Annotated in this window: 17 protein-coding genes; 7 read left to right on the forward strand and 10 right to left on the reverse strand. The window is 71.9% G+C overall.

Annotated elements, in window-relative coordinates; genetic code table 11:
• Positions 1-110 precede the first annotated feature (110 nt).
• Complete coding sequence (locus tag AC5RWQ_RS06890; protein WP_494281886.1) at positions 111-962, forward strand: DUF72 domain-containing protein; 852 nt, start codon at positions 111-113, stop codon at positions 960-962.
• A gap of 31 nt (positions 963-993) precedes the next feature.
• Here the strand turns inward: AC5RWQ_RS06890 and AC5RWQ_RS06895 are convergent, their stop codons facing one another.
• The 8 genes from AC5RWQ_RS06895 to AC5RWQ_RS06930 form a co-directional block, all read right to left on the reverse strand.
• Entirely contained in the window at positions 994-2,526 is a 1,533-nt protein-coding gene (locus tag AC5RWQ_RS06895) for an aldehyde dehydrogenase family protein (RefSeq protein ID WP_494281887.1), read from the reverse strand.
• Positions 2,523-4,100, reverse strand: coding sequence for a GMC family oxidoreductase (locus tag AC5RWQ_RS06900; RefSeq protein ID WP_494281888.1), 1,578 nt, complete (start codon positions 4,098-4,100; stop codon positions 2,523-2,525). Before AC5RWQ_RS06900 ends, AC5RWQ_RS06895 begins: the two co-directional genes overlap by 4 nt.
• Before the next feature lie 147 nt (positions 4,101-4,247).
• Complete coding sequence (locus tag AC5RWQ_RS06905; RefSeq protein ID WP_494281889.1) at positions 4,248-5,840, reverse strand: FAD-dependent monooxygenase; 1,593 nt, start codon at positions 5,838-5,840, stop codon at positions 4,248-4,250.
• A gap of 596 nt (positions 5,841-6,436) precedes the next feature.
• Positions 6,437-7,183 (reverse strand): hypothetical protein, encoded by a 747-nt coding sequence (locus AC5RWQ_RS06910; protein ID WP_494281890.1) that lies wholly within the window; start codon positions 7,181-7,183, stop codon positions 6,437-6,439.
• Positions 7,184-7,285: 102 nt separating this feature from the next.
• A complete protein-coding gene (locus tag AC5RWQ_RS06915; RefSeq protein WP_494281891.1) occupies positions 7,286-7,864 on the reverse strand; it encodes an AMIN-like domain-containing (lipo)protein in 579 nt (192 codons plus the stop codon).
• An 865-nt stretch (positions 7,865-8,729) separates the two neighbouring features.
• A complete protein-coding gene (locus tag AC5RWQ_RS06920) occupies positions 8,730-8,948 on the reverse strand; it encodes a hypothetical protein (RefSeq protein ID WP_494281892.1) in 219 nt (72 codons plus the stop codon).
• 219 nt (positions 8,949-9,167) lie between these two features.
• Entirely contained in the window at positions 9,168-9,575 is a 408-nt protein-coding gene (locus AC5RWQ_RS06925; RefSeq protein ID WP_494281893.1) for a phage holin family protein, read from the reverse strand.
• Between the two features lie 245 nt (positions 9,576-9,820).
• Positions 9,821-10,336, reverse strand: coding sequence for a DUF5709 domain-containing protein (locus tag AC5RWQ_RS06930; protein WP_494281894.1), 516 nt, complete (start codon positions 10,334-10,336; stop codon positions 9,821-9,823).
• Between the two features lie 559 nt (positions 10,337-10,895).
• Between AC5RWQ_RS06930 and AC5RWQ_RS06935 the strand changes: the two genes are divergently transcribed.
• Entirely contained in the window at positions 10,896-16,358 is a 5,463-nt protein-coding gene (locus AC5RWQ_RS06935) for an ATP-binding protein (protein ID WP_494281895.1), read from the forward strand.
• A 244-nt stretch (positions 16,359-16,602) separates the two neighbouring features.
• On the opposite strand, the gene AC5RWQ_RS06940 is transcribed toward AC5RWQ_RS06935, so the two are convergent.
• Complete coding sequence (locus AC5RWQ_RS06940; RefSeq protein ID WP_494281896.1) at positions 16,603-17,790, reverse strand: low temperature requirement protein A; 1,188 nt, start codon at positions 17,788-17,790, stop codon at positions 16,603-16,605.
• Between the two features lie 421 nt (positions 17,791-18,211).
• Between AC5RWQ_RS06940 and AC5RWQ_RS06945 the strand changes: the two genes are divergently transcribed.
• Together AC5RWQ_RS06945 and AC5RWQ_RS06950 are read left to right on the forward strand one after the other, a co-directional pair.
• Positions 18,212-18,967: an SDR family oxidoreductase gene (locus AC5RWQ_RS06945; protein ID WP_494281897.1), complete on the forward strand. Its 756-nt coding sequence runs from the start codon at positions 18,212-18,214 to the stop codon at positions 18,965-18,967.
• Positions 18,968-19,110: 143 nt separating this feature from the next.
• Positions 19,111-19,965 carry an RNA polymerase sigma-70 factor gene (locus AC5RWQ_RS06950; protein ID WP_494281898.1) on the forward strand — a complete coding sequence of 285 codons (855 nt, stop codon included), beginning with the start codon at positions 19,111-19,113 and terminating at the stop codon, positions 19,963-19,965.
• A gap of 332 nt (positions 19,966-20,297) precedes the next feature.
• On the opposite strand, the gene rph is transcribed toward AC5RWQ_RS06950, so the two are convergent.
• Entirely contained in the window at positions 20,298-22,895 is a 2,598-nt protein-coding gene (gene rph / locus AC5RWQ_RS06955; protein ID WP_494281899.1) for a rifamycin-inactivating phosphotransferase, read from the reverse strand.
• Between the two features lie 405 nt (positions 22,896-23,300).
• Between rph and AC5RWQ_RS06960 the strand changes: the two genes are divergently transcribed.
• The 3 genes from AC5RWQ_RS06960 to AC5RWQ_RS06970 are packed head-to-tail and all read left to right on the forward strand — an operon-like array spanning position 23,301 to position 25,043.
• A complete protein-coding gene (locus AC5RWQ_RS06960; RefSeq protein ID WP_494281900.1) occupies positions 23,301-24,302 on the forward strand; it encodes an RNA polymerase subunit sigma-70 in 1,002 nt (333 codons plus the stop codon).
• A gap of 5 nt (positions 24,303-24,307) precedes the next feature.
• Positions 24,308-24,604 carry a hypothetical protein gene (locus AC5RWQ_RS06965; RefSeq protein WP_494281901.1) on the forward strand — a complete coding sequence of 99 codons (297 nt, stop codon included), beginning with the start codon at positions 24,308-24,310 and terminating at the stop codon, positions 24,602-24,604.
• On the forward strand, positions 24,588-25,043 hold the full coding sequence (locus AC5RWQ_RS06970; protein ID WP_494281902.1) for a DUF6069 family protein: 456 nt from the start codon (positions 24,588-24,590) through the stop codon (positions 25,041-25,043). Before AC5RWQ_RS06965 ends, AC5RWQ_RS06970 begins: the two co-directional genes overlap by 17 nt.
• The last annotated feature ends 266 nt before the right edge of the window (positions 25,044-25,309 follow it).

Here is a 25,309-nt window from a genome sequence, read left to right on the forward strand (position 1 = left end):
CATCGGGTACGACCCGCGTCGGGCGCCGAGCCGGGCGGGTCCCCCGGCCAGCTACCGTACCCCCGGCGCGGGTCGCCCCGCGCCGGGCCGGGGAGCGGTGGGAGGGTCGGATGCGACTGCACGTGGGGTGCGCGATGTGGACGCACAGGTCCTGGCAGGGACGCTTGCTGGCGCACCCGCTGCCGGCCCACGAGCGGCTGCGCGCCTACGCCGGCTGGTGCACCGCGGTCGAGGGGAACACCACCTTCTACGCGACCCCGGCGCGGGAGACGGTGGCGTCCTGGGCGCGGCAGACCGATCCGGACTTCCGGTTCGTACTCAAGCTGCCGAAGGCCGTCACGCACGAACGCCGGCTCACCGGCGCGGACGAGGAACTCCGGATCTTCCTGAACGCGATCGAACCCCTCGGTCCACGAGCCCACGCCCTCTGGATCCAGCTGCCGCCCTCATTCGGTCCCGCCGACGTACCTGCGCTGGCCCGGTTCCTGCGCGGGCTGCCCACCGCCCACCGGTACGCGGTGGAGGTCCGCCACCCCGCGTTCTTCGCCGACCCCCGGGCGGTGCGGACGCTCGAGGAGACACTCGTCCCCCTCGACGCGGAGTGGATCCCCTTCGACACCACCGCGTTCTTCGAAAGCCCGCCGACCAGTGACGCGGAACGGGAGGCGTGGACCAGGAAGCCCCGTACGCCGCTGCGCACCCGCGCGCTGACCGACCGGCCGATCGTCCGGTACCTCGGTCGGGACGACCCCGCGCGGACGGTCCAGGGCTGGCGACCGTGGCTCGACGTGGTGACCGGCTGGCTGCGCGAGGGGCGCTCGCCGACCACGTTCGTGCACACCCCGGACAACGCCGACGCGCTCACCCTCGCCCGCGGCTTCCACGACGCGGTCCGGGCGCGGCTGCCCGAGGTCGAGCCGCTGCCCGAGCCGACGCCCGTCGGGCCGTTGACCCTGTTCTGACGGCCGCGGACCGCGCCTCCACCGTCACGGCTCACCCCCGGCCGCGCCCGCGCTTCGGCAGCTTGGGCAGCGTCGAGGCGCCGCCGTGCAGCATGGTGACGAGCTTCGCCACCCGGCTGTCCGTCCTGGCGTCCCGGCTGAAGGTCGTCAGCAGCATCGGAGGCTTGAACCGCTGCCGCGCGATCGCCTTCGCGTAGGTGAACTCGCGCAGCCCGTCGGCGCCGTGGATGCGCCCGAACCCGGAGTCCCCGACCCCACCGAAGGGCAGCGACGGGATTGCCGCGAACGAGATGACGGAGTTGACCGCGGTCATGCCGGAGCGGATCCGTCGGGCGAGCTCCGTACCGCGCCGGCCGGAGTAGACCGTCGCACCGAGGCCGTAGCGGGTCGCGTTGGTCAACCGCACCGCCTCCTCCATCGACGCCACCTTCTTGACAGTCAGCGTGGGGCCGAACGTCTCCTCGGTGACCGCGGTGGAGTCCTCGGGCACGTCGACCAGCACGGTGGGCTGCACGAAACGCTCACCGACCGCGTCCGCGCCGCCGACCACCGCGCGACCACCCCGGGCCAGCGCGTCCTCGATGTGCGCGCGGATGATCCCCACCTGCGACGGCATCGTGATCGGCCCGATCTTCGCCGCCACGTCGGCGTCCGCGCGCAGCTCGCGCGTCTTCTCCACCACCAGGGAGAGGAACCTGTCGTAGACCTTCTCGTGCACGTACACCCGCTCCACGCCGATGCAGGTCTGCCCGGCATTCGACATGCCGCCCCACACCGCGGCGTCGGCGGCGGCCTCGACGTCGGCGTCCTCGTCGACGAGCAGCGCGTCCTTGCCGCCGGCCTCGATCACCACCGGGGTCAGCGTCTGGGCGCAGGTCGCCATCACCTTCTTGCCGGTGGCGGTCGAGCCGGTGAACGCGACCTTGTTCACGCCCGAACGGCACAGCGCCGACCCGGTCTCGCCGAACCCGGTGACGACCTGCAGCACCGGGTGGTCCGGGCACACCTCGGCGAACGAGTCGGCCAGCCAGGTGCCGACGCCAGGGGCGTACTCGCTGGGCTTGAAGACCACCGCGTTGCCGGCGGCGAGGGCGTAGATCACCGACCCCATCGGCGTGAACACCGGGTAGTTCCACGGCCCGATCACGCCGATCACCCCGAGCGGGTGGTACTCGACCGTCGCGGCCTGGTTGGCCATCAGCATCCCGGAGCTCACCCGGCGCGGGCCGAGCTCCTTGCGCGCGTGCTTCGTCGCCCACGCCAGGTGGTCGATGGCCAGCACGATCTCCAGCATCGCGTCGGAGTGGGGTTTACCCATCTCCCGGTGCACGACGTCGGCGAGCTGGGCCATCCGCCGGGTCACCACCGCCCGCCACGTGGTGAGGTACTGCGCGCGCTCGCGGTACGGCAGGGCGGACCACCATGCGGCGGCCTCCCGCGCCCGTTCCACGGCGGCGCGTACGTCGGCCTCGGAGTGGACCGGGTACACGCCCACCACGTCGCCGTTCGCGGGGTTGTGGACCTCGAAGGTCTGCTGCTGCACGTGCTCGCCGGTGAGGGTCATCGAGCGCTCCTGATCAGGTCGGCCGCCTTCTCGGCGACCATGATGGTGGGTGCGTTGGTGTTGCCGCGCGGTACGACCGGCATGACGGAGGCATCCACGACGCGCAGCGCCGTGATGCCGCGGACCCGCAGCTCCGGGTCGACCACGGCCTGCTCCCCCGACCCCATCGCACAGGTGCCGACCGGGTGGTACAGCGTCTGGGTGTTGCGGCGCAGGTGTTCGGTGAGCTCCTCGTCGGTCGGGGACGGTCCTGGCATCCAGGCGCTCGTAAGGTACTTGGCCAGCGGTCCCTGGTGCACGATGTCGAGGATCCGCTTGCAGCCCTCGCGCATCGCGTCCAGGTCGGCGGGGTCGTCGTAGTAGGCAGCGTCGATCTCCGGGTGCCAGGTCGGGTCAGCGGAGCGCAGCCGCAGGCTGCCCCGGCTCTGCACGGAGACCAGCGTCGGTCCGGCGGTGAAGCACCGGGCCACCGGCTCGTGCAGGCCGTTGTCGTAGAACGCGCCCGGCGCCGCGTGCACCTGCAGGTCGGGAGCGGGAAGTCCGGCCCGGGTGGCGAAGAACGCGCCGCCCTCACCGATGTTCGAGGCCAGCGGGCCGGTGCCGCGGGCCTTCCACCGCAACAGGTTCGGCAGCGTGGGGGCGTCCGCGATGTCCGTGGTGCCCCGGGTGTGCCACACCATCGGCGCGGCCGGGTGGTCGTGCAGGTTCTGGCCCACCCCGGCCAGGTCGGCCACCACGTCGATGCCGTGCTCCCGCAGGTGCGAGGCCGGGCCGATGCCGGAGAGCATCAGCAGCTGGGGGCTGTTGACCGCTCCCCCGCAGAGCAGCACCTCGGCGTCGGCCCGTACCCGCTCGGTGCGGCCCGCGCGCCGGTAGGTGACCCCGACGGCACGGCCGTGCGCCAGGTCGACGCGGGTGGTGAACGCGTTCGTGCGGACGGTCAGGTTCGGCCGGTCCAGCGCGGGCCGGAGGTACGCGTCGGCCACCGACCAGCGGCGGCCGCGCTTGCAGGTCACCTGGTACAGCCCCGCGCCCTCCTGCTCCGCACCGTTGAAGTCGTCGTTGCGCTTGAGGCCCGCGACCACTGACGACTCGACCCAGGCCTCGGTGAGTTCGTGGGTGAACCTGCGGTCCTCGACGTGCAGCGGCCCGCTCTGGCCGTGGTACGGCGCTCCGAGCCGCTCGTTCGCCTCGGCCTTGATGAAGTACGGCAGCACGTCGTCGTAGCCCCAGCCGCTCGCGCCGTGCCCGTCCCGCCAGCCGTCGTAGTCGACCCGATTGCCCCGGATGTAGATCATCGCGTTCATCGACGAGCAGCCGCCGAGGGCCTTCATCCGCGGCCAGTACGCCCGCCGGTTGTGCAGCTGCTTCTGCCCGGTGGTGGTGTAGTTCCAGTCCCATCGGGTCTTGAACAGCGACGAGAACGCCGCCGGGATGCGGATCTCGTCGGCGTCGTCCTCCCCGCCCGCCTCGAGGAGCAGCACCCGCGTCCCGGGGTCCTCGGTCAGCCGCGCGGCCAGCACCGCACCGGCGCTGCCCGCCCCCACCACGACGTAGTCAAACGATTCGGTCACCGCTGCCTCCTCGGGTCCTTCCTGGGAAGGTAGCCCCGCAACCACTGCGGTGCCCAGCAGCAGTTTCGGCGCGCATGACGAGCAGGGGCGGGGCTCGGGACCGGACATGGTCCGGTGGGATACGACGGGCGACGCGGCCGCGCGCGGCTACGGGCGGAGCCACCGTCCCAGGTAGGTCCGGAGCCCGGCCAGGTCCGTGCCGCCTGTCCGGTAGCCGATGTGACCGTCGGGCCGGATCAGATATGCGGCGCTGGCGCCGGGGGCGAGGCCGAGCTGTCGCAGCGCGGAGGCGGCGGGAGCCGGCGCCGCTTCAGCGCCGTCGGCTTCGGAGAGCCGGTGCACGTCGAGCCGGCCGGAGTACCACTGACCCAACGTGGCGACCTCGCTCGGAGCCCAGGCGGTGGGTGGCCCACACAGCAGCAGGTGCCACCCGGGCGTCGCGGTGAGCCGGTGCAGGGTGCCGCCAGTCGGTAGCGGGGCGTCGGGCAGCCGGTCACCGGCTCGGGGACCCGTGCGCGGCCGGCGTGGCCCTTCCGTCGACAGCGGGCTGTTCCGGTAGCCGATGCCCAACTCGGACACCGTCCGGAAGGCGGCGGCCCGCACGAACCGAGGTGTGAGCAGCACGGGGACGAGGGCGGGGGCGATCCGGGTACGGGCGAGCCGGACGACCGGGTTGGTGGAGGTGGCGACGGTGAACGCCCGGTCGGTGAAGCGCAGCACCAGCTGGCCCACCGGTGCCCGTTCCGTCTCGTAGGTGTCCAGCAGGCCGGGGCCGGCCCCGCCCTGTAGTGCCTGGGCGAGTTTCCAGCCGAGGTTGACCGCGTCCTGGATGCCGGTGTTCATGCCCTGCGCACCGGCCGGGCTGTGGATGTGCGCGGCATCGCCGGCCAGGAACACCGGCCCGGCCCGGTAACGGATGGCGGCGCGGTGGTGCAACCGGAAATTGGTCATCCACACGGGATCCCGCAGCCGCACCGTCGCGTCGGTGTAGCTGTCGGCGAGGGCCTGCACCTCATGCAGGGTGACCGCGGTGTCCGGCGCGGGCGCCTCGCCGGGTGGGCGCATGGCCAGCAGCCGCCACGTGGTGGGGTGGCCGAGCGGGAAGAGGAACAGCATCCCCCGACCGGACAGGAAGACGTGCGCCGCCCCGGCGTCGACGCCGTCCGCCTCAAGGTCGGCCAGGACGAACGTCTGCGGGTACGCAGCGCCGGCGAACCCGATCCCGGCGAGGTGACGCACGGTGCTGTGCGCGCCGTCGCAGCCCACCACGTACCGGGCCGACACCCGTTCCTCCCGGGCGTCGCCGTGCCGCAGTGTCGCCACCGCGCCGTCGGCCGTGTGGTCCAGCCCGACCAGCTCGACACCGCGGTCGACGCCGAGCCCCGCCGCTGCGAGGTGCTCGCCGAGGATGCGTTCGGTCTCCGCCTGGGACAGGAACAGCAGATACGGGTACGCGGTGTCCTGCAGGCCCAGGTCGAACAACGGCACGGCCCGCTCCCGCCCGCGTGCGTGCAGGCACAGCCGCACCGCGCGGTTGCCGCGGGCCACCATCTCGTCGGTCACCCCGAGACCGGCGAGGACCTCCAAAGTACGGGGCTGAATCGCCAGGGCCCGGGACTCGTGGACCCGGTCGACCGCCCGGTCCACCACCCGGACCCGCACACCGAAGGCGGCCAACTGCCCCGCCATGGCCAGCCCGGTCGGCCCCGCCCCGACCACCAGAACATCGAGCGCGCTCATCGGACGGCGACAGGTCGGTGTCGGAGGATCGCGGACCGTGCCATCCACGGGCGCGCCGGAGTCCAGAACCCGATCGAATGCGTGATGCCGATCATCCAGGTCCCCCTGGCTCGATCCGACTGGTCACCTCGTGAGCTGACGATAGCCCGGTCGGGTCGCCGGTTGAGGGACCGACAGTTCGACGGTGACTATCGCCGGTCGGTCTCGTCGGCCGTGCCGCGGCCGCCGTCCGACACGAACGGGCTGCGCATGCGGGTCATCGTGGCTGCGCTCACGTCCACGGCCGGTTCGCGGTCACGGTCGGCTTCCCTCTCCTCCTTCGCACCGAATGGATTCAGGGCGGGCGGCGTCAAATCTGTCAAAACGCACTCCAAGATGTTCAGGGCAGCACAGAAAAATTCCCTGGCGACTGCACGTCGAGGCGGAAGGCGGGGTGGTTGGGGCGGGCCCATCGGCCATCGCATACCCGCTTCGACAGACTACCGCTCTCCCGCCGCGGTGCGGGCGGTGAGGTGTGACCGGGGCCGCCGCACCCTCGCGCCGGGGTGGCGAGCAGCAAAGACGTGGAGGTGCGCGTCCGGCTGCTCCCGGCCGGCTCAGGCCCACTCGCCGACGAAGAGCGGGTCGACCGGCCGCTCCCGGCGCCCGATCCGCAGATCCCCGAAGATCGTGCTTCGCTCCGCCCGCTCCACCTCCGCGTCCAGGTCGATGCGCAACTCCTCGGAGGCGTCGTGCGCCGCGCCGATGAGCACGATCTCGGTGCCGGGATGGTCGAGGAAGCCGGGCGGGTCCAGCGGGGCGAAGCGGCGGCCGTGGAACTCCTTCTGCAGCGCGGCGGGCAGCTTCCCCTTCCGGGAACCCCGCAGCCCGATCCCCGGCGGGGTGGGCGCCTGCGGGTTCTTCACCGTGACGATGTAGCTCGCCTCCGGCTCGATGCTCAGATCGTGCTGAGCCGGGCCGGGACGCAATGGCAGTTCCAACTCGTAGGCGAGGTGGGTGTGGTCGTCGTGCCGGGCGATCACGTACGCGCCCTCGGCCACGGGCCGGGCCGGCGGCTGTTCCCGTTCCCCGCTCGTCCTGGTCCGGTAGCGGCGCGCCCGTAGGGTCTCGTGCAGTTGCTCCGGCCGGTCCACCACCTCGTCGACGAACGCCCAGAAACGATCGTGTTCATCGATGTCGGGCAGACGCTTGCGGCCCACCACCAGGAGCCGCAGGTGCCGCCCGTGCCACGGGTGCATCACCACCAACAGGCGCTGCACCTCGTCGAGGGACTCCACGTGCTGCTCCTCCACCCGCGGGCGGTAGAGGAAGTAGATGTCCCCGTCCTCAAGCAGCTCGGCCATTCGCGCCGCGTACCCGAAACGGGCGCCGGCCAACACCGTCGTCCGGTGGGCGGGGTCATGTCGAGGGCCCGGCCTGCGCCGGGCCCTCCTCGCCGCATCGGGTCACTGCTGCCACCGGTGGGCGACGTCCAGCACGATCCGGCTGTGCGTACCCGGGCCCGCCAGCACGAACACCCGGAACGGCAGCCGGGCCCGCACACCGACGGCGAAGGTGGTGTAGCCCTCGAAGCTGCCCCCGAAGACCACGTCGCGCAACGTCGAAGAGCGCAGCACGTTCGCGGCGTGCTCGCCGACCCGGTACGGGACGGTGGCGCGGTGGTCATCGTCGTACGCCGGCGCCTGCAGCGACACCCGCAGCAGCTCGCCCCCGGCCGTGTACGGCGACAGCGCCAGCCCCTCGCCCTCGGTCCAGGTCTCGCCGTAGGCGACCGTGTAGCCGCTCACCGGCCCGGCGAACTCGAACACCACCCGGTCGAAGCAGTCGTGCCGACCGGTACGCACCTCGATCAGCGGGGCGCCGCTGAGCGTGCCGGCCGCCTTCTCCGCGCTGCCCCAGGTGATCCCGCAGTACGGCGATCCCGTCGCCGCTGCCGTGGTGGTCGCCGCCGTCCCGGTGCCCGCGCCGGCGACCAGGCCGGCGAGCACGACGACCAGGGCCATGAGTCCACTTCTGATCCGCATCGTCTTCTCCTGTGATCTCGTTCCAGTGGATCCCGGCGTCGTCGCCGGTGTGGTGGGCCCATGGTGGAACGCCTGCACGGCAGCAGTTTCGCTATCTGGTAACCGCCGCGTAACAGCGGTCAGCGGGCTTCGGCGCCGGCTCCGGTGGTCGACGTGAGCGCGCCGGCGCGTGCTGCCGTCAGCGGGCCAGGCTCGCGGGCGTCACGGCGCTCATGCTGGTCGCGCCGGCCGGGGCGGCGCTGCCGGCGGCACCCTGGCCCCGATCATCGCCACCGTGTACGCCACCGGTCGGTCCCGCCTCGGTCATCGTCAGCGGCAAGGCGCCGCGCCTGAAAGGCTGCGACGAGGACGGCATCGTCGGCGCCGACTCCGACGAGTACCGGATCTCTTCGATCGAGTGCGAGGCAACGGCGAGAAGGCGGTCATCTCGCCTGACGGCCGCTACGTCGCCGGTCCGGCGGGGAATCCGAGACACCGCGGGTCGACATCGGTGGCCGTCTGCGCGATCTACGGCCGGGAACTCGCCTTGTTCCGGCCGCCCGCCGAGCCCTGGCTTGCCGACAAGGGGGCTTGGACGACAGGAGCAGCCGTGGGGCCGTTCATGGGGGAATCGACTCCGGTGGCGGAGCGGCCGGCCCCGAGCGCCTCTTGCCGGCAACGCTCATCCGCCACGCCGCAGGCGCCGTGCAGGCGCGTCACCACGACGGCGAGGGGCCATCCAGTCGTACGGAAAACGACGGTCGGCCCACCAGCGGTGACGCAGTGAGCCGACCGTCGCCTGAGGCGCGCGGGCGTGAGTGCGATCGACAGGCACAATTGTCCCGCCACGTCATACGCCCGCCGCCCGGCGGTGGTTCCGTTCGGTTTAGTGGCCGGTCGGCGGGATCGACGAAGATTTGTCGGCCTGCTTGGCCTTTTTCGTCGCCCGCTTCTCCTTCAACGTCTTGCCCTGCTTCTTCACATTGCTCTTCTGGTGGGACTTGTCCGCCATGACTACCCTTTCCACAACGCCAGGATGGTGGTTCGGCCGCAGGTCGGCGGCAACTTCGATGTCCGCGTCGAGCGCGCTCTGCCCGCGGAACATGTGGACAACAGGCGATGCCTGGTCGGTTGGCCACCCCGAGCCGAGAAATTATGGTCGGACGACCATGTCCACAGCCTAACCCTTTGCAGAACGCGGGCCGCGCGGGCTTGTGGGCCCCATACTGCGAATTTCTCGACGGCTCGTTCGTCATCGCGGCGGGCCAGGGGTGACACCCCGGCGGTCGCCACCGGCACGGCTGCCTGCGCCCGGATGTCGATCTCAACGGTCCTGCCCGCCGGAACCCCACTGGTCGAGTTCGTCCCGGACGGCGGCGGCGCCAGCCGGCACCACCCGACTCGCGGTGGTGGAGACGGCGTCCTGCAGCTCGTCCGCCAGCCAGGCCGAGCCGCCCCCGGCCGCCCGCAGCTGCTCCAGGCCCGCCCGACCCAGCACAACGGCGGCAACGAGGTAGCCCCCGGTGAGCCCCGCGGTAGCCAGCCGGCGGGGCAGAAAGGTCTCCAGCACGCGCAGCACGGTCGTCGAGGCAGCCCCGGCTCCCAGGACGAGACACCCCCCGGCGGTGGCGAGCAGCGCCAGGCCCACTCCCGTCGGACGGGCCACCCTCATCAGCTGGGTGCGTACCTCCCGGACCTCCTCACGCACCACGTCGGCCACGTCCGCAGCCAAGCGCTCCGTCGGACCGACCGCCCTTCCGGATCCTCCGGACCGTCCCGCCGCCGCGTCACTCATGGGCCCCCCTCGTCCGCTGCGGGCGGCCGCTTACCCACAAGTCTCACCGCCATACCTGTCCGCTGGTGTTCCGGCAGGACCACGGACCGGGACGCTCATCACCAGAGTGGGGTGAGGCCAGGTAGGCCCCACACCGCAAGGCGGGCGTTCCTCACGCAACCGGTGCGAGCCGGGGGCACAGCTCAACGCAACGGGCCGTCGCCCGGGCTGTCGGGATCGTCGATCAGATGGATCGCGGCTTCCTCCGCGCTGGCACCGCCCGCGTCGACTCCGGCGTCCCAGGCCACCGACTCGGCCTCCTTGTCCTCGCCGAAGCCCTGGTCGTAGGCGACGAGGCGGCCCGCCCGCGGCTGCCGGTCGTACCCCCGCCGCGTCAGCTCGTCCTCGTCGTCGGACTCCTCGGCGTACGGGTCGATGTCCGGCTCTTCCTCCGCGAGCAACTGCGCCAACGACTCTCCCGCTTGCGCCTCGGCGGGCGTCGTGCCGAACCGGTTCGCGCCCCGCCAACGATCGTCGGCGCTGACGCCGACGTCGAGAGGATCGCTGACGAGATCGTCGTCCAGGGTGTCGGAGGCGTCCAGAAGCCCGTCATCCTCGGCGACGTTCCACTGCTCATCGCTGTCGGTTCGGTCGGTCTGACTCATGGCAGTCTCCTTCGTGACGATCTTGCCGGAGCGCGAACCGAACTTGATCTTCAATCGGTGGTGCGCTGGGGCGGGGCTTGCCTCGCGTATTCGTTCTCCGCTCCGCCGGGTCGGGCCCTCGTTGCACCGGAAGCGGTGTGGAGTCGTGGCGCCGGGTGGGGCGGGTTGCCGCGACGGCCGGGTGGCCGCCCCGGCGCTGTCCGGACGTTCGGCGTGCCGGCCGGAGTGTCAGGACGAGTGTGCCGGACGGGTCGCCGCTGCTCAACAGCTCCGCGGCCGCATCTGACGGTCTCGTGGGCGGGTGATCGCCAGCGCGGGCGCCGAGGTGATGAGGTTGCGCGCGACCAGCACCCCCAACTGCAGCACTGGTACCTACCTCGAGCGGCGCGCTGGCTCGCGGGCGAAGCCCGGCAACGCGTGCCACTGCGGTTCGCGCCCGACATGACCAGAGGGTCGGCAGCCAAAAATCTTTGTCCGGTTCCTACAAATGGAGCCACCCAGGGTTCGGTGGTTACGACATGGCGCCGGCAGTCGGCAGGCGGAAGGGTGATCACTGCCGGAGGCCAGGGTCTCACGGCGCGTACGTCGTGGGTCTATCGGAGGGGTTGGTCAGGTGTTCAGCCGTGTCGCCATCGTCAATCGTGGTGAGGCCGCGATGCGGCTCATCCACGCGGTCCGGGAACTCGCCGCGGAGACCGGGACCCGGATCGAGACCGTCGCCCTGTACACCGACGTCGACCGCACCGCCACGTTCGTGCGTGAGGCGGACATCGCGTACGACCTCGGTCCGGCGTCGTCGCGCCCGTACCTGGACCTGAAGGCGCTCGAGCGCGCGTTGGTGGAGACCGGGGCCGACGCCGCGTGGGTCGGCTGGGGCTTCGTCGCGGAGGACCCGGCGTTCGCGGAGCTGTGCGAGAAGGTCGGCGTCACCTTCGTCGGGCCGAGCGCGAAGGCCATGCGCAAGCTCGGCGACAAGATCGGCGCGAAGCTGATCGCCGAGGAGGTCGGCGTGCCGGTCGCGCCGTGGAGCCGTGGCGCGGTCGAGACCTTGGACGCCGCCCTCAGGGCGGCGACCGAGATCGGCTACCCGCTGATGCTGAAGGCGACCGCCGGTGGCGGCGGGCGCGGCATCCGCATGGTCACGAGCGGGGACGAGCTCGCCGACGCCTACGAGCGCACCAGCCAGGAGGCGGCGCGGGCGTTCGGCAGCGGCGTCGTGTTCCTGGAGCGCCTGGTCACCGGTGCCCGGCACGTCGAGGTCCAGGTCATCGCCGACGGCCAGGGCACCGCGTGGGCGCTCGGTGTCCGCGACTGTTCGGTGCAGCGGCGCAACCAGAAGGTCATCGAGGAGTCGGCGTCGCCGGTGCTCAGCCCGGCGCAGGCCGCCGAGCTCAAAGCATCGGCCGAACGGCTGGCCATCGCCGTCGACTACCAGGGTGCGGCGACCGTCGAGTTCCTCTACCACCCCGGCGACCGGACGTTCGCGTTCCTCGAGGTCAACACCCGTCTGCAGGTCGAGCACCCGATCACCGAGTCCACGACCGGGTTCGACCTGGTCAAGGCCCAGCTGCACGTCGCCGCGGGCGGGCGGCTCGAAGGCGAGCCGCCGGTGGAGCGCGGGCACGCCATCGAGGCCCGGCTGAACGCCGAGGACCCCGACCGCGACTTCGCGCCCTCCCCGGGCCGCATCGCGCGGCTGGACCTGCCCGCCGGGCCGGGCATCCGGGTGGACACCGGCGTGAGCGAGGGTGACACCATCCCTGCCGACTTCGACTCGATGATCGCGAAGATCATCGCCTACGGTCGCGACCGCGACGAGGCGCTCGGCCGGCTGCGCCGGGCGATGGCGAACACCACGGTGATCATCGAGGGCGGTGCGACGAACAAGAGCTTCGTACTCGATCTGCTCGAACAGCCCGAGGTGATCGACGGCAGCGCGGACACCGGCTGGATCGACCGCGTCCGCGCCGCGGGCAGGCTCGTCGCGCAGCGGCACTCCGCCGTCGCGCTGGCGGCCGCCGCCATCGAGGCGTACGAGGAGGAGGAACGCGTCGAGCGGCAGCGGCTGCTGTCGACGGCGTTCGGTGGGCGCCCCCAGGTGCAGCACTCCAGTGGCCGACCGCTGGACCTCAAGCTGCGTGGCGTCAGCTACCGCATGCGGGTGGCGCGGATCGGCGCGCACCGGTTCCGCGTCGGCATCGAAGCGGGCGGGGACGTCCGCACCGCCGACGTCGAGCTTGACCGCTTCGACCGGCACACCGGGCAGATCGTCGTCAACGGCGTCCGGTACCGCCTGCTCACCGGTACGCACGCGGCGATCCACCTGGTCGAGGTGGACGGCGTGACGCACCGGGTCGGCCGCGACGAGGGCGGTGTCGTCCGCTCACCCATGCCCGCGCTGGTCGTCGCCACGCCGCTGGAGGTCGGCGCCGAGGTCGAGGCGGGCGCGCCGGTGCTGGTGCTGGAGGCCATGAAGATGGAGACGGTGCTGCGGGCGCCGTTCAAGGCGCGGCTGAGGGAATGCGCCGTCTCCGTCGGCAGCCAGGTGGAGGCCGGCGCACCGTTGCTGCGGCTGGAGCCGCTGGCGGAGGAGGCCGCGGACGCCGCGGACGCCCCGACCGCGGGGTCCGTCGAGCTGGACCTGCCCGCCGCGCCCGCGGAGATCCCGGCGCGGCAGCGCGCCACCCGCGGGCAGGAGGACCTGCGCGGCCTGCTGCTCGGCTTCGACGTCGACCCGCACGACGGCCGCCGGGTGCTCGACGACTACCTCGCCGCGCGTCAGGCGGCGACCGAGGACGGCCACCGGCCGCTGGCCGAGGAACTCGACCTCGTCAACGTGTTCGCCGACCTCGCCGAGCTGAGCCGCAACCGGCCCACGGGCGAGGACGGCGGCGACGCCCACATGTACAGCGCCCGCGAGTACTTCCACACCTACCTGCAGAGCCTCGACGTCGAGCGGGCCGGACTGCCGATGTCGTTCCAGGCCAGGCTGACCAAGGCACTCGGGCACTACGGTGTCACCGACCTGGAGCGCTGCCCGGAGCTCGAAGCCGGCGTGTTCCGGATCTTCCTCGCCCAGCAGCGCGCGTCCGCCGATGCCACGGTCGTCGCGACGCTGCTGCGCGCGTGGCTGCGGGAGCCACCGCCGGACGAGACGCTGCGCGAGCCGGCGGGCCTCGCGCTGGAGCGGCTGGTGGCGGCGACGCAGGTCCGTTTCCCGGTGGTCGCCGACCTCGCCCGCGGCGTGGTGTTCGCCTGGTTCGCCCAGCCGCTGCTGCGCCGCAACCGCGCCCGCGTCTACGCCGAGGTCCGCCGGCACCTGCGCCACCTGGACGCGTACCCGGAGGCACCGGACCGCGCCGAGCGCGTCGCGGAGATGGTGCGCAGCACCGAGCCGCTGGTGCGGCTGCTCGGCCAGCGACTGGTCCGCGACCACCTCGACAACACGGTCATGCTGGAGGTGCTGACCCGGCGGTACTACGGCAACAGGGGGTTCACCCGCGTCGGCGTCCGTGAGGTCCCGGGCTGCACTCTCGTGGTCGCCGAGCGCACCGACTCGAGTGTGGTCTCCGCCGCGGTGAGCTTCGACGCGCTGGGCGGCGCCCTGCGTGGGCTCGCCGAGCTGGCCGGCGGCGAGGAGGCCATCAACGCCGACATCTACCTCGCCTGGGAGAACCAGCCGGAGGACTTCGACGCGATGGCGGCCGCGCTGCTCGAGGTCATCAACGCGCACCCGCTGCCACACCAGGTCCGCAGAGTCACCACCACCGTCGCCGGTCGCCGCGGAGCGGTGATGCACCACCACTTCACGTTCCGCCCGTCCGGCGCGGGGATGACCGAGGAACGGCTGATCCGCGGCCTGCACCCGTACATCGCCCAGCGGATGCAGCTGGAGCGGCTGCGCGAGTTCGACCTGACCCGGCTGCCGTCGTCGGACGAGGAGGTCTACCTCTTCCAGTGCGTGGCGCGGGAGAACCCGTCCGACGAGCGCCTCGTCGCGTTCGCGCAGGTGCGCGACCTGACCGAGCTGCGCGACCACGACGGCCGGCTGGTCGCGCTGCCGACGACCGAGGACACCGTCGCCGCGTGCCTCGACTCGATCCGCCGCGCGCAGTCCCGGCGACCGTCGAAGACCCGCTTCAACACCAACCGGATCGTGATCTACGTGTGGCCGCCGAGCGACCTCACCCGCGAGGAGATGGAGATGCTCGCCGCGCGCGTGCGCCCGACGACGGCGGGCGCCGGGCTGGAGGAGATCCTGTTCATCGCGCGGCAGCGCGACCGCGAGACCGGCGAGCTGACCAAGATCGCCGTACGGATCTCCTTCGACGCCACCGGAGGCGCCGAGCTGAGCATCGGGGAACCGCCGGTCGAGCCGGTCGAGCCGGTCGACGCCTACCGGCTGAAGGTGCTGCGCGCGAGCAGCCGCAACACGGTGTATCCGTACGAGCTGACCGGCATGCTCGGCGACTTCGTCGAGCACGACCTCGACGACGACCACGCCCTGGTGCCGGTGGACCGGCCCAAGGGGCACAACAGCGCGGCGATCGTCGCCGGCGTGGTCACCACGCCGACGCGGCGGCACCCGCAGGGCGTCACCCGGGTGGTGCTGCTCGGCGACCCCACCAAGTCGCTGGGCGCCCTGTCGGAGCCGGAGTGCCGCCGCGTGATCGCCGCGCTGGACCTGGCCCAACAGATGCGGGTGCCGCTGGAGTGGTACGCGCTGTCCGCCGGCGCCCGGATCTCCATGACGTCGGGCACCGAGAACATGGACTGGGTGGCCGCGGCGCTCAAGCGGATCGTCGAGTTCACCCAGGACGGCGGTGAGATCAACATCGTGGTCGCGGGCATCAACGTCGGCGCGCAGCCGTACTGGAACGCCGAGGCGACGATGCTCATGCACACCAAGGGTGTGCTGGTGATGACACCGGACTCGGCGATGGTGCTCACCGGCAAGCAGTCGCTCGACTTCTCCGGTGGCGTGTCCGCCGAGGACAACTTCGGCATCGGTGGCTACGACCGGGTGATGGGCCCGAACGGGCAGGCGCAGTACTGGGCGCCGAACCTCCCCGCCGCGCGGGACGTACTGATGTCGCACTACGACCACACGTACGTCGCACCCGGCGAGGACGTGCCGCGGCGGACGACCACCACCGACCCCACCGACCGCGACATCGCCGACTTCCCGCATGCCGTAGCCGGCAGTGACTTCACCACCGTCGGCGAGATCTTCTCCGCCGAGGCCAACCCGGACCGCAAGAAGCCGTTCGACATCCGGACCGTGATGCGGGCGCTGTCCGACCAGGACCACCCGGTGCTGGAACGCTGGGCGGGCATGGCCGACGCGGAGACCGCGGTGGTGCAGGACGCGCACCTGGGCGGCATGCCGGTGTGCCTGCTGGGCATCGAGTCACGGTCGGTGCCGCGGCGTGGCTTCCCGCCCACCGACGGCCCGGACACCTACACCGCGGGCACGCTCTTTCCGCGGTCGTCGAAGAAGGCCGCGCGGGCGATCAACGCGGCCAGCGGCAACCGGCCGTTGGTGGTGCTGGCGAACCTGTCGGGCTTCGACGGCTCGCCCGAGTCGATGCGAAAGCTGCAACTGGAGTACGGCGCCGAGATCGGCCGCGCGATCGTGAACTTCCGGGGGCCCATCGTGTTCTGCGTGATCTCGCGGTACCACGGCGGCGCGTTCGTGGTGTTCTCGAAGGCGTTGAACCCCAACATGACCGTGCTGGCGTTGGAAGGCTCGTTCGCCTCGGTGCTCGGCGGCGCTCCCGCCGCCGCGGTGGTGTTCTCCGGCGACGTCGACGCCCGCACCGCGGCCGACCCCCGGGTGCGGGACCTGGAGGCCCGCGCCGGGGCCGCCTCCGGCGCCGACCGTGCCGCGTTGACCGCGGAACTCGACGAGCTCCGCTCGTCGGTCCGCGCGGAGAAGCTCGGCGAGGTGGCCACGGAGTTCGACCGGGTGCACAACATCCAACGCGCCGTTGAGGTCGGCTCCGTGGACGCCGTCATCCGCGCAGCCGAACTCCGTCCGCGCATCATCGAGGCCATCGAGGCACACCTGCGGTGACCGGCCGGGTCACCACGCCACGCGCCGTCGCGGCGAGGGCGGCGGTGCCCAGGTGAAGCCGGCCGCGACGAAGATCGGCTCTGGGCGTACGCAGCGCAGGTCCTCGCGGGTTTGCTGAGCATGCCCGAAAGGCGCGGCGCCGGTCGGCGCCGCGCCTTTCGTCGCCTCCCGGCGCCGTCGCCCGGGGCAAGGGTCCGGTTTCACGACCCGGCCGGGCCGCCCGGGGTGGCCCCGGCGACGATGCTCACCCGCCACGGCTCAGCCGCTCGTGGCCGGCAGCGCTGATCAACAGCAGCGCGAGCACGCCGAGCGCCGCCACGGCGGGCAACACGTGGCCGAGCGGCGTCAGGAGCAGCGCCAGGGCGGCGAACGCCACCTGCACCGGCTCGACGGCGCCGGTGGAGAGCCGGAGGAAGAGCAGCCGCCCGGCCAGGTAGAGCGCGGCGCCGCCGTACAGGGCGACAGCGGTCGGCCAGGCCAACGACGACCCGACGGCGCGGTGCCCACCGGTGTCCGGATCAGCGGCGTACGGCTCGGCGACGTGCGCGAGCACCTGCTCGATGCCGACCGCCAGGTAGATCACGCCGACGATCAGCAGCACGTGGGCCTCGCTGTAGGCATCGGAGGCGATCCGGTCGCGCCGGTCCCCGGTCGCCGCCCGCAGGGCGCGGGCACCGGCCTGCGCGGCGCCGTCGAAGTACAGCCACCACAGGCACACGGTCACGGTCAGGCCGAGCACGGCGACCCCGAGGACCGGCAGCGCGGTCACCGCGGGGCTGGCCCCGACACCGGCGGCGACCAGCGACTCGCCGAGCGCGATGATCACGACGAGTCCATGCCGCTCGGTGAAGTGGCTCGGGCTCTGCAGCGGCCAGGCACCGCGCCGGCCGTACGAGAGGCGCTGCCCGCCGATCTCGACGACGAACGCCAGCACCCACAGCACGGTCTGCACCACCCCGCCGAGCAGCGCGCCGAGCAGCAGCGGCACCCAGCTGAGCGCGCTGATGCCCGCGAAGAACCGGATCCGGGACCGCAGGCCGGGCACGCTCCCCGCCGCCCAGTGGTACAGCGTCAGATGCACCACGCGCAGCAGCACATAGGCCAACGCGAGGAGCAGCGGTCCGTCCAGGCCCGGTCCGGGCGTCCAGGCCCGGGGCATGACCAGCGCGGCGACGAACAACGCCGCCATGCCGACGAGCACCCCCGCCCGAACCACACCGACATCCGCCGGCGTCTGGTTGCCCAACCAGGTGTACGACCCCCAGGCGATCCAGAGCAACACCAGCAGGAGCAACCCCTGCGCCATGGCAATCAGGGTCGGCGGCTGCCCGATCAACGCCATGATCCGGGTGAGCGCGAAGACGAAGACGAGGTCGAAGAAGATCTCGAACGGCGTCGCCCGGCGATCCCGGGCCGCCGGCGCCGGCGGCATCTGGCTGATCAGTCCGTCTCGGAGAAGGCCTCGATGCTCTCGTACGCGTCGCAGAGGCCGTGGCCCCGACGGTCGTGCGCGACCACCCGGAAGGCGTTCATGCCGTTGCTCCTGATCATCCAGACGAACGCGGGCGGGTGGCGGTGGACGTCCCTCCCGCCGGTGCCGTCTCCGCGGACACCTTCCGGCCGGGGTGATCACCGGACGACCGATGGGTCCAGGTCGGCTCTCCCCGATGCTATGTGGCCGGCACCGGGCGTCACCGGCCGTTCGCCGAACCCGGACCGCCGCAGGGGGCCGACGCCCCGGGGCCACTGGCGCGCGCTGCCTCCGTTGTCACGGATCGGCGAACTGCCTGGTCGTATCGGATGACAATGGCGGTGCCAGGATGCACCGCCGGCTGACAGGAAGTGATTCCATCATGAAGATCGTCGTCATCGGCGGCAGCGGACTCATCGGCTCGAAGGTCGTGGCCATCCTCGGCAAGCGGGGCCACGAAACGGTGGCGGCCTCCCCCAAGTCCGGCGTCAACACGCTGACCGGGGCGGGCCTGGCCGAGGCGCTCGACGACGCCGACGTCGTCGTCGACGTGTCGAACTCCCCCTCGTTCGCCGACGCCGACGTGCTGGAGTTCTTCGAGACGTCCACCCGCAACCTGCTCGCCGCGGAGGCCGCGGCCGGCGTACGGCACCACGTGGCGCTCTCGGTCGTCGGCGCCGACCGGATCCCGGACAGCGGGTACCTGCGGGCGAAGGTCGCCCAGGAGAAGCTGATCGCGGCGTCCGGGCTCCCCTGGTCGGTCGTACGGGCGACCCAGTTCTTCGAGTTCGTGCCGGGCATCGTCGACAGCGCGACGGTCGGCGACACCGTGCACCTCGCCCCGGTGCTGATCCAGCCGATGGCCGCGGACGACGTGGCGGCCGCGGTGGCCGAGGTGGCGGCGGGCACGCCGACGAATGCGGTCGTCGAGGTCGGCGGCCCCGAGCAGTTCCGCCTCGACGAGCTGGGCCGGGCCACCCTCGCGGCCCGACACGACACCCGCGAGGTGGTGGGCGATCCCGCGGCGCCGTACTTCGGCGCGGTGCTGGCGGAACGCTCGCTGGTGCCGGCCGACGGCGCCCGGCGCGCCGAAACCCGCCTCGAGGACTGGCGCGCCAGTTCCGCCCAGGTCGGCTAGTCGCTCGCGGGGGCGGCCGCTCCGGAGCCGGCCGCCCCGCGACCCTGCCGGGGGCGCCTAGGTTGTGGGAGTGAGCAGCGAGCCGGACATCGGGGGCCCCCGCCCGGTCGACCACTGGCGGGGACACGGTCCCGGCGACGGATGTGGCGGCGTTCCTGGCCGTCCGCCCGCGACTGTTCGGGCTCGCCTACCGGATGCTCGGCAGCGTCGCCGAGGCCGAGGACGTCGTGCAGGACGCGTGGCTGCGCTGGCAGGGCGCCGACCGCCGAGCCGTGCACAACCCGGCGGCGTTCCTCACCACCACCACGACCCGGCTGGCGATCAACGCCGCGACGTCGGCGCGGTCCACCCGCGAGACGTACGTCGGGCCCTGGCTGCCCGAGCCGGTGGACACCTCCGCCGACCCGACGCTGGGCGCCGAGCGGGCGGAGGCGCTGGACCTTGCGGTCCTGCTGCTGCTGGAGAAGCTGACCCCGACCGAGCGTGCCGCCTACGTGCTGCGGGAGGCGTTCGGCTACCCGTACCGGGAGATCGGCGCGGTGCTGGACACCTCCGAGGCCAACGCTCGCCAGCTCGCCGCGCGGGCGCGGCGGCACCTCGCCTCGGACCGGTCGACCCCCGCACGCCCGCCGGAGCGCCGCCGGCTGGTCGAGGCGTTCCTCGCCGCCGCCCGCGACGGCGACCTGGCCGCCCTGGAGCGGCTCCTCACCGCGGACGTGATCGCCCACTCCGACGGCGGCGGCCAGGTGCCCGCCGCCCGCAAGGACGTGCGGGGCGCAGCCCGGGTGGCGAACCTCCTGGACAACGTCCTCCGCAAGTACTGGTACGCCGCGACCTTCCGGCTCGTCGAGGCCAACGGCGACGCCGCGCTGCTCGTACTCGACGCCGACGGCAACCCGCTGGCCGTCGTCGCCCTGGACGCCTCGGCGCGCGGGATCGAAGGGCTGCTCCTGGTGCTCAACCCGGACAAGCTGCGGGAGTTCGCGGCCGGCGGCTGAGCGGAGGGCCGGCCGGGTGATCGCCCAGTGCGCCCGGCACCACCGGCAGGGCGCAGCCGACGAGCGCTGGCGCAGCGGTCGTCCGGCGAGCGACCAGCCGAGCAGCATCAGGGAACGGCTGGACGATGTCCCGGAGCCTGGTCATGAGCGGACGGATGCGTTGTCCGTGGGGGTGAGCCGGGCGAGGCGAGACGCCCGGTCGGGCGAACGGGATCAGCTCGGCGGCCAGGCCCGGTGCGCGGCCACCGGCAGATCCGCATGCCGAGCAGGTCAGTGCCACTTGGAAGATGTGTGCTTGGCAAGGCAGACGGGCCTTCTCGGTGAGTGGTCAGTCAAGGCAGAATCTCGACGTACCCGTCGCTTCCGTGCACGCGGATCCGCTGCCCATCGGGAATGAGTCGGGTGGCATCTACCACACCGACGACAGCCGGGAGGCCGTACTCGCGTGCGATCACTGCGCCGTGTGTCATCAATCCTCCGACCTCCGTCACCAGGCCTGCGATGGCGACGAAGAGGGGCGTCCAGCTCGGGTCCGTGTGGGCCGTGACGAGGATGTCACCCGGTTTGAGATCAGCCTGGGCCATGTCCAGGATGACGCGGGCGCGCCCTTCGATGGTCCCGGCGGAGACCGGTAGGCCGATCAGGGCGCCGATCGGCACGTCGTCGCGTCGATACGCCCCGGCGATGGCCTCGCCATCCGATGTCAGCACCCGGGGCGGCGTGAGCGCGTGGTACGACCGGAACGCGTCCTTGCGCTGCTGGATGAGCTGGTCATCCACCTGGCCCGAGCGCACGACGTCGTGGAGCTCCTGGAACGTGAGGTAGAAGATGTCTTCCTTCTCAGCGAGCACGTTGGCCTGCATGAGGCGCTCGGCCTCTTCCAGCAGGGCCTGCTTGTAGACGAAGTAGCGGCTGACGATGCCGTACTTCGGGTACTCCCGGTAGCCGATGAAGGTCCGGACCCGGTCGATCATCCGCTTGGCCTCGTCGGCCTTCTGCTCCCCGTCCGGCAGTGCCCGCAGGCGTTCGAGCACCTCCTGCGTCTTCTTCTGCGCCTCCTGCCCTCCTTGCTCGAAGCGCCGCTTGGCGGCGCCCGGCTCGAAGTTCCTGACGTTGTCGAGGATCACGGGCACGAGCGTGGTGGGGCGTTCGCGCCAACGCGGCCTCGTGATGTCGATCTCGCCGACGCAGCGCATGCCGTACCGGTCGAGGTAGGCCTCGATGCCGTCGCGCGCTTCGGTCCCGCCCGCGAGCTTCGGCAGCTCGTCCAGGAAGCCCTCGTCCTCCACGCCCTGCAGGAACGCCACCACCTCCGGGTGCGGCCGGATCACGTCCGCGACGTCGAGCAGCGCCAGCCCCATCTCCGACGTGACGTTGCCGGGGGCGGACAGCGTGAGGGTGTCGGCCGCGTTCTTCTCGCCCAGCCACACCTGCAGCTGGTCGTTGAGCCACCAGGTGGCCTCCATCCCCGCCATGATCGCCTGCATGCTCAATGGATCACTGAGGACCCGCTTGTGCTCCTGGAAGGCCTCCAGCAGGAAGTCGAACAGCGCCGGTCCGGTCTTCGTCCGGATGTCGCGCCGCAGGGCGGCGATGGAGGCCTGGCTGCGCTCGATTAGCCTGGTGACGATGGCCGGATCGGTCTCGATCGGGGCGGACGCGCCGCCGGCCGGCGGCCCGCCGGGACCAGCCTCCGGGAGCGTCGGAACGAAGTCGCCGCGGTCGAGGACGGTCTCCAGCGCGTCCCTGATCAGCGGATCGCCCCTCCCCACCACCTCCAGGAGGCCGGCGCGGCTCGCGGGCGAGGCCAGGCGCCGGGTGACGTCCACGAACAGCCTCCCGCCGGCCTCGTGCATCGGCGCCATGGCCGTCAGCTGCCACACGGAGACGCCCAGTGGCTTCATGGGGTCGGTCATCATCTGCTGATGACCAACGGAGACGTAGACGTGGTTCTCCCGGTCGCGGGCCGCGGGGATGGGGAACAGCGTGGTGATTGGCCGGCTCTGCACGATCTGGAAGTCATCGTCGACCAGGCACCATTCGATGTCCTGCGGGCGGCCGAAATGCGCTTCGATCCGCCGCCCGAGCTGCACGAGCCGCACGACCTGCGCATCCGTCAGCGCCGGCTGCTCCTGCCGCTGCGGGTCGATCGCCACGTCCTGCGTCCCGCCAGCCGGCAGAGCGTGAACGGCACGCTGTTTGGCGGCGACCGCCTCGGCGACGACCTCGCCGTCGCGCACCTTGAAGACGTCCGGGTTCACCAGGCCGGAGACCAGGGCCTCGCCGAGGCCGAAGCTGGCGTCCACGGTGGCGAGCTTCCGGTTGCCCGTGACGGGGTCGGCCGTGAACAGGATGCCGGCCGCATCCGGGAAGACCATCTGCTGCACGACCACGGCCATGTGGACCGTACGATGGTCGATGCCGTTCCGCAGGCGGTAGGTTACGGCCCGCTCGGTGAACAGCGACGCCCAGCACCGGCTGACGTGCTGGAGGATCGCGCCCGGCCCCACGACGTTCAGGTACGTGTCCTGCTGACCGGCGAAGGATGCCGTCGGCAGGTCCTCTGCCGTCGCGCTGGATCGCACGGCGTAGCCGGCTTGCTCGCCGAGCTGGGCGAGCGCGCGGGTGATCGCCGCCGCCAGATCGCCCGGGATGGCAATCCCTTCGATGGTCCGGCGGATCTCCGCGCTGAGCGTGCGGATCGCCTCCCGGTCATCCGGGTTCAGGCGCGACAGCTGATCGAGCCGATCGTCGATCGACGGCGCTTCCGCCATGATCCGCCGGAAGGCGGCCGTCGTCACGCAAAACCCAGCCGGCACGCGGATGCCTTCGATCCGCGACAGCCCGCCCAGGTGCGCGGCCTTGCCGCCAACGACCGCGACCTGCGTCTCGTCAACCTTCTGAAGATCCAATGCGTACTGCTCGATCATTGCGATACCTCCGAGGCAGCCGTGCTCCGTTTCACTGCACTGGCCGATCGAATCACCGGCGCCTCGATCTGTGTCGAACCTCTTGTTGGGCACGTCCTCATGTCTGGTTGGCTTCCCTCTCACGAGTCGGCCGGCCGCCGCGCCCGGTCGGGTGGCGCGCACCCCCGCACCTCCGCGTCAAGCGCCCGCAACTGCACCGCCAATCTCATCAGCGGTTGGAGGTCGCCGCGTCCCCCGTACATCGACAACACACCCACGTCGTGCCCCCCATTTCCTCGTCGGTGCTGTGTCCGGCCGCCGAGTCTGCGGCAAGACCTGGGTGCCATGCCGACCGACCCTAGTGATGAGTTGTCGCGCCCGCGCCCGTCACACCTACGACGGGACACGACGAGCCGGAAGGATGACGTGATGAGTGCGGACACGCGGCTGGAGGTGCTGGGCGTGAGCGGGCTGGGCGAGGTCGACGAGCCGGCGTTCTCGGGGCTGGCGCAGCGGCACCGGCGGGAGCTGCACGTGCACTGCTACCGGATGCTCGGGTCATTCGAGGACGCCGAGGACACCGTGCAGGAGACGTTCCTCCGTGCCTGGCGGCGGCGGGAGACCTTCGAGGGGCGGTCGACGTTCCGGGCCTGGCTGTACCGGATCGCCACCAACGCCTGCCTGGACCTGCTCGCCAAGCGCCGCCCGGAGCCCGCGACCGGCGGCGAGGTGCTGTGGCTGCAGCCCTACCCGGACCGACTGCTCGACGAGCTGCCCGCGGGCGACGCGGACGAGCCGGAGACCGTCGCCGTCGCGCGGGAGACGATCGAGCTGGCGTACCTGGTCGCAGTCCAGCACCTCGCGCCGCGCCCGCGGGCCGTGCTGATCCTGCGGGACGTGCTCGGCTGGCCGGCGAAGGACGTCGCGGAGCTCCTCGGGGACTCCGTCAACTCCGTGAACAGCGCGCTGCAGCGGGCCCGTGCCGGCATGCGGGAGCACCTGCCTGCCGAGCGGCAGGACTGGACCGGCGGCAAGGAGGACGCCGGGACGCGCGAGCTGGTGCGCCGCTTCATCGACGCGAGCGTGGCCAAGGACATCGACGGGCTCGCTGCCATGCTGCGTGACGACGTCCGCTGCTCGATGCCGCCCACGCCGGGCGTGTGCGTCGGCCGCGACATGGTGGTGAACGACTGGGTCGAGGACGGCTTCGAGGACCTGGGGCACCTGCGCTGCGTCCTCACGTCCGTGAACCGACAGCCCGCCGTCGCCTTCTACCTCTGGCGGGAGCAGGAGGACGCGTACCTGCCGCTGACGATCGACGTCCTGCGCGTCACCGGCGGCGCGATCACCGAGATCGTCATCTTCCACGACGACCAGTTCCCGCGGCTCGGGCTGCCCGAGCGCCTGCCGGCGGACGGCACCGAGTAGTCCCGGTGTGGACGCTCACGCTGCGCGGTGGCACGCGTGTCGCGGTGGTCGCGGCCCAGTGGTGCGACGCGTTCGGCGTCGTCACCCGCGGGCAGGTGCAGCTGGAGCTGCGCGACGGCGAGCCCGGGCCGGTCCTCGGACGCGACGCCGATTTCTGGCTCCGCGGCACCGGCGTCCGCGCCCTGCGGCGCACGGCGAGGGTGTGCATCGTCACCCCCAGGGCCACGACCGTCACATGCCTGTCGACACACCCCGTACGCCAGTTACCGATCATGAAGGAACGACATGAACAGCATGAATGACAGCGGGGTCGTCGCAGGCCCGGCATCGGGCCAGACCAGCCACACCCATCGGCTCCGCGGGCTCGCCGGCACCGGCTTCATTGCCACGCTCGCAGCGATGGTGGCCACCACCCTCGCCGCTGCGCTTGCCCAGGCCGTTGGCGTCGACTTCGAGATTCCCGATGGTGGCGAGACGATCCCGTTGCCCGGGTTCGCCGTGGTGACCGGCTTCTTCTCGGTCGTGGGCATCGTCATTGCCGTCGCTCTTCTTCGTTGGAGCGCTCGCCCCGCCGAGCGATTCGTGTGGACGGCAGTGTCGCTGACCGCGATCTCGTTGGTCCCGCCCCTCCTCTCCGGGGCAAACACCGCCACCACCACCGCCCTCCTCGGGCTACACCTCGTCCCTGCGACGGTGATGATCCCCACCCTGGCGCGGAGCCTCCGCACCCGGACCGATTGACGATCCCGCAACGGGACGACGCGCGGCGCAAGGGCGTGCGTGAGCGCACTAACGTGGCCCCCGGTGCTGCCACCCTCCGTTCCAGGTTCCTTTTCTTGGTCAATTCGAAAGCTGAGTCGCGTGTGCCAAGAAGCACAGGGCACCTTGCGGGATGAAGACCAAACGCCATCCGCTTCGGTTGGGGCGCACCGGGTACCGCGCGTTCACCCTGGCCGACCCCGCCGTCGCGCGCCTCCCTCGTGGATTCGGCTCCTGCGCGGCGGCTT

The organism is Micromonospora sp. BS32, assembly GCF_059089345.1.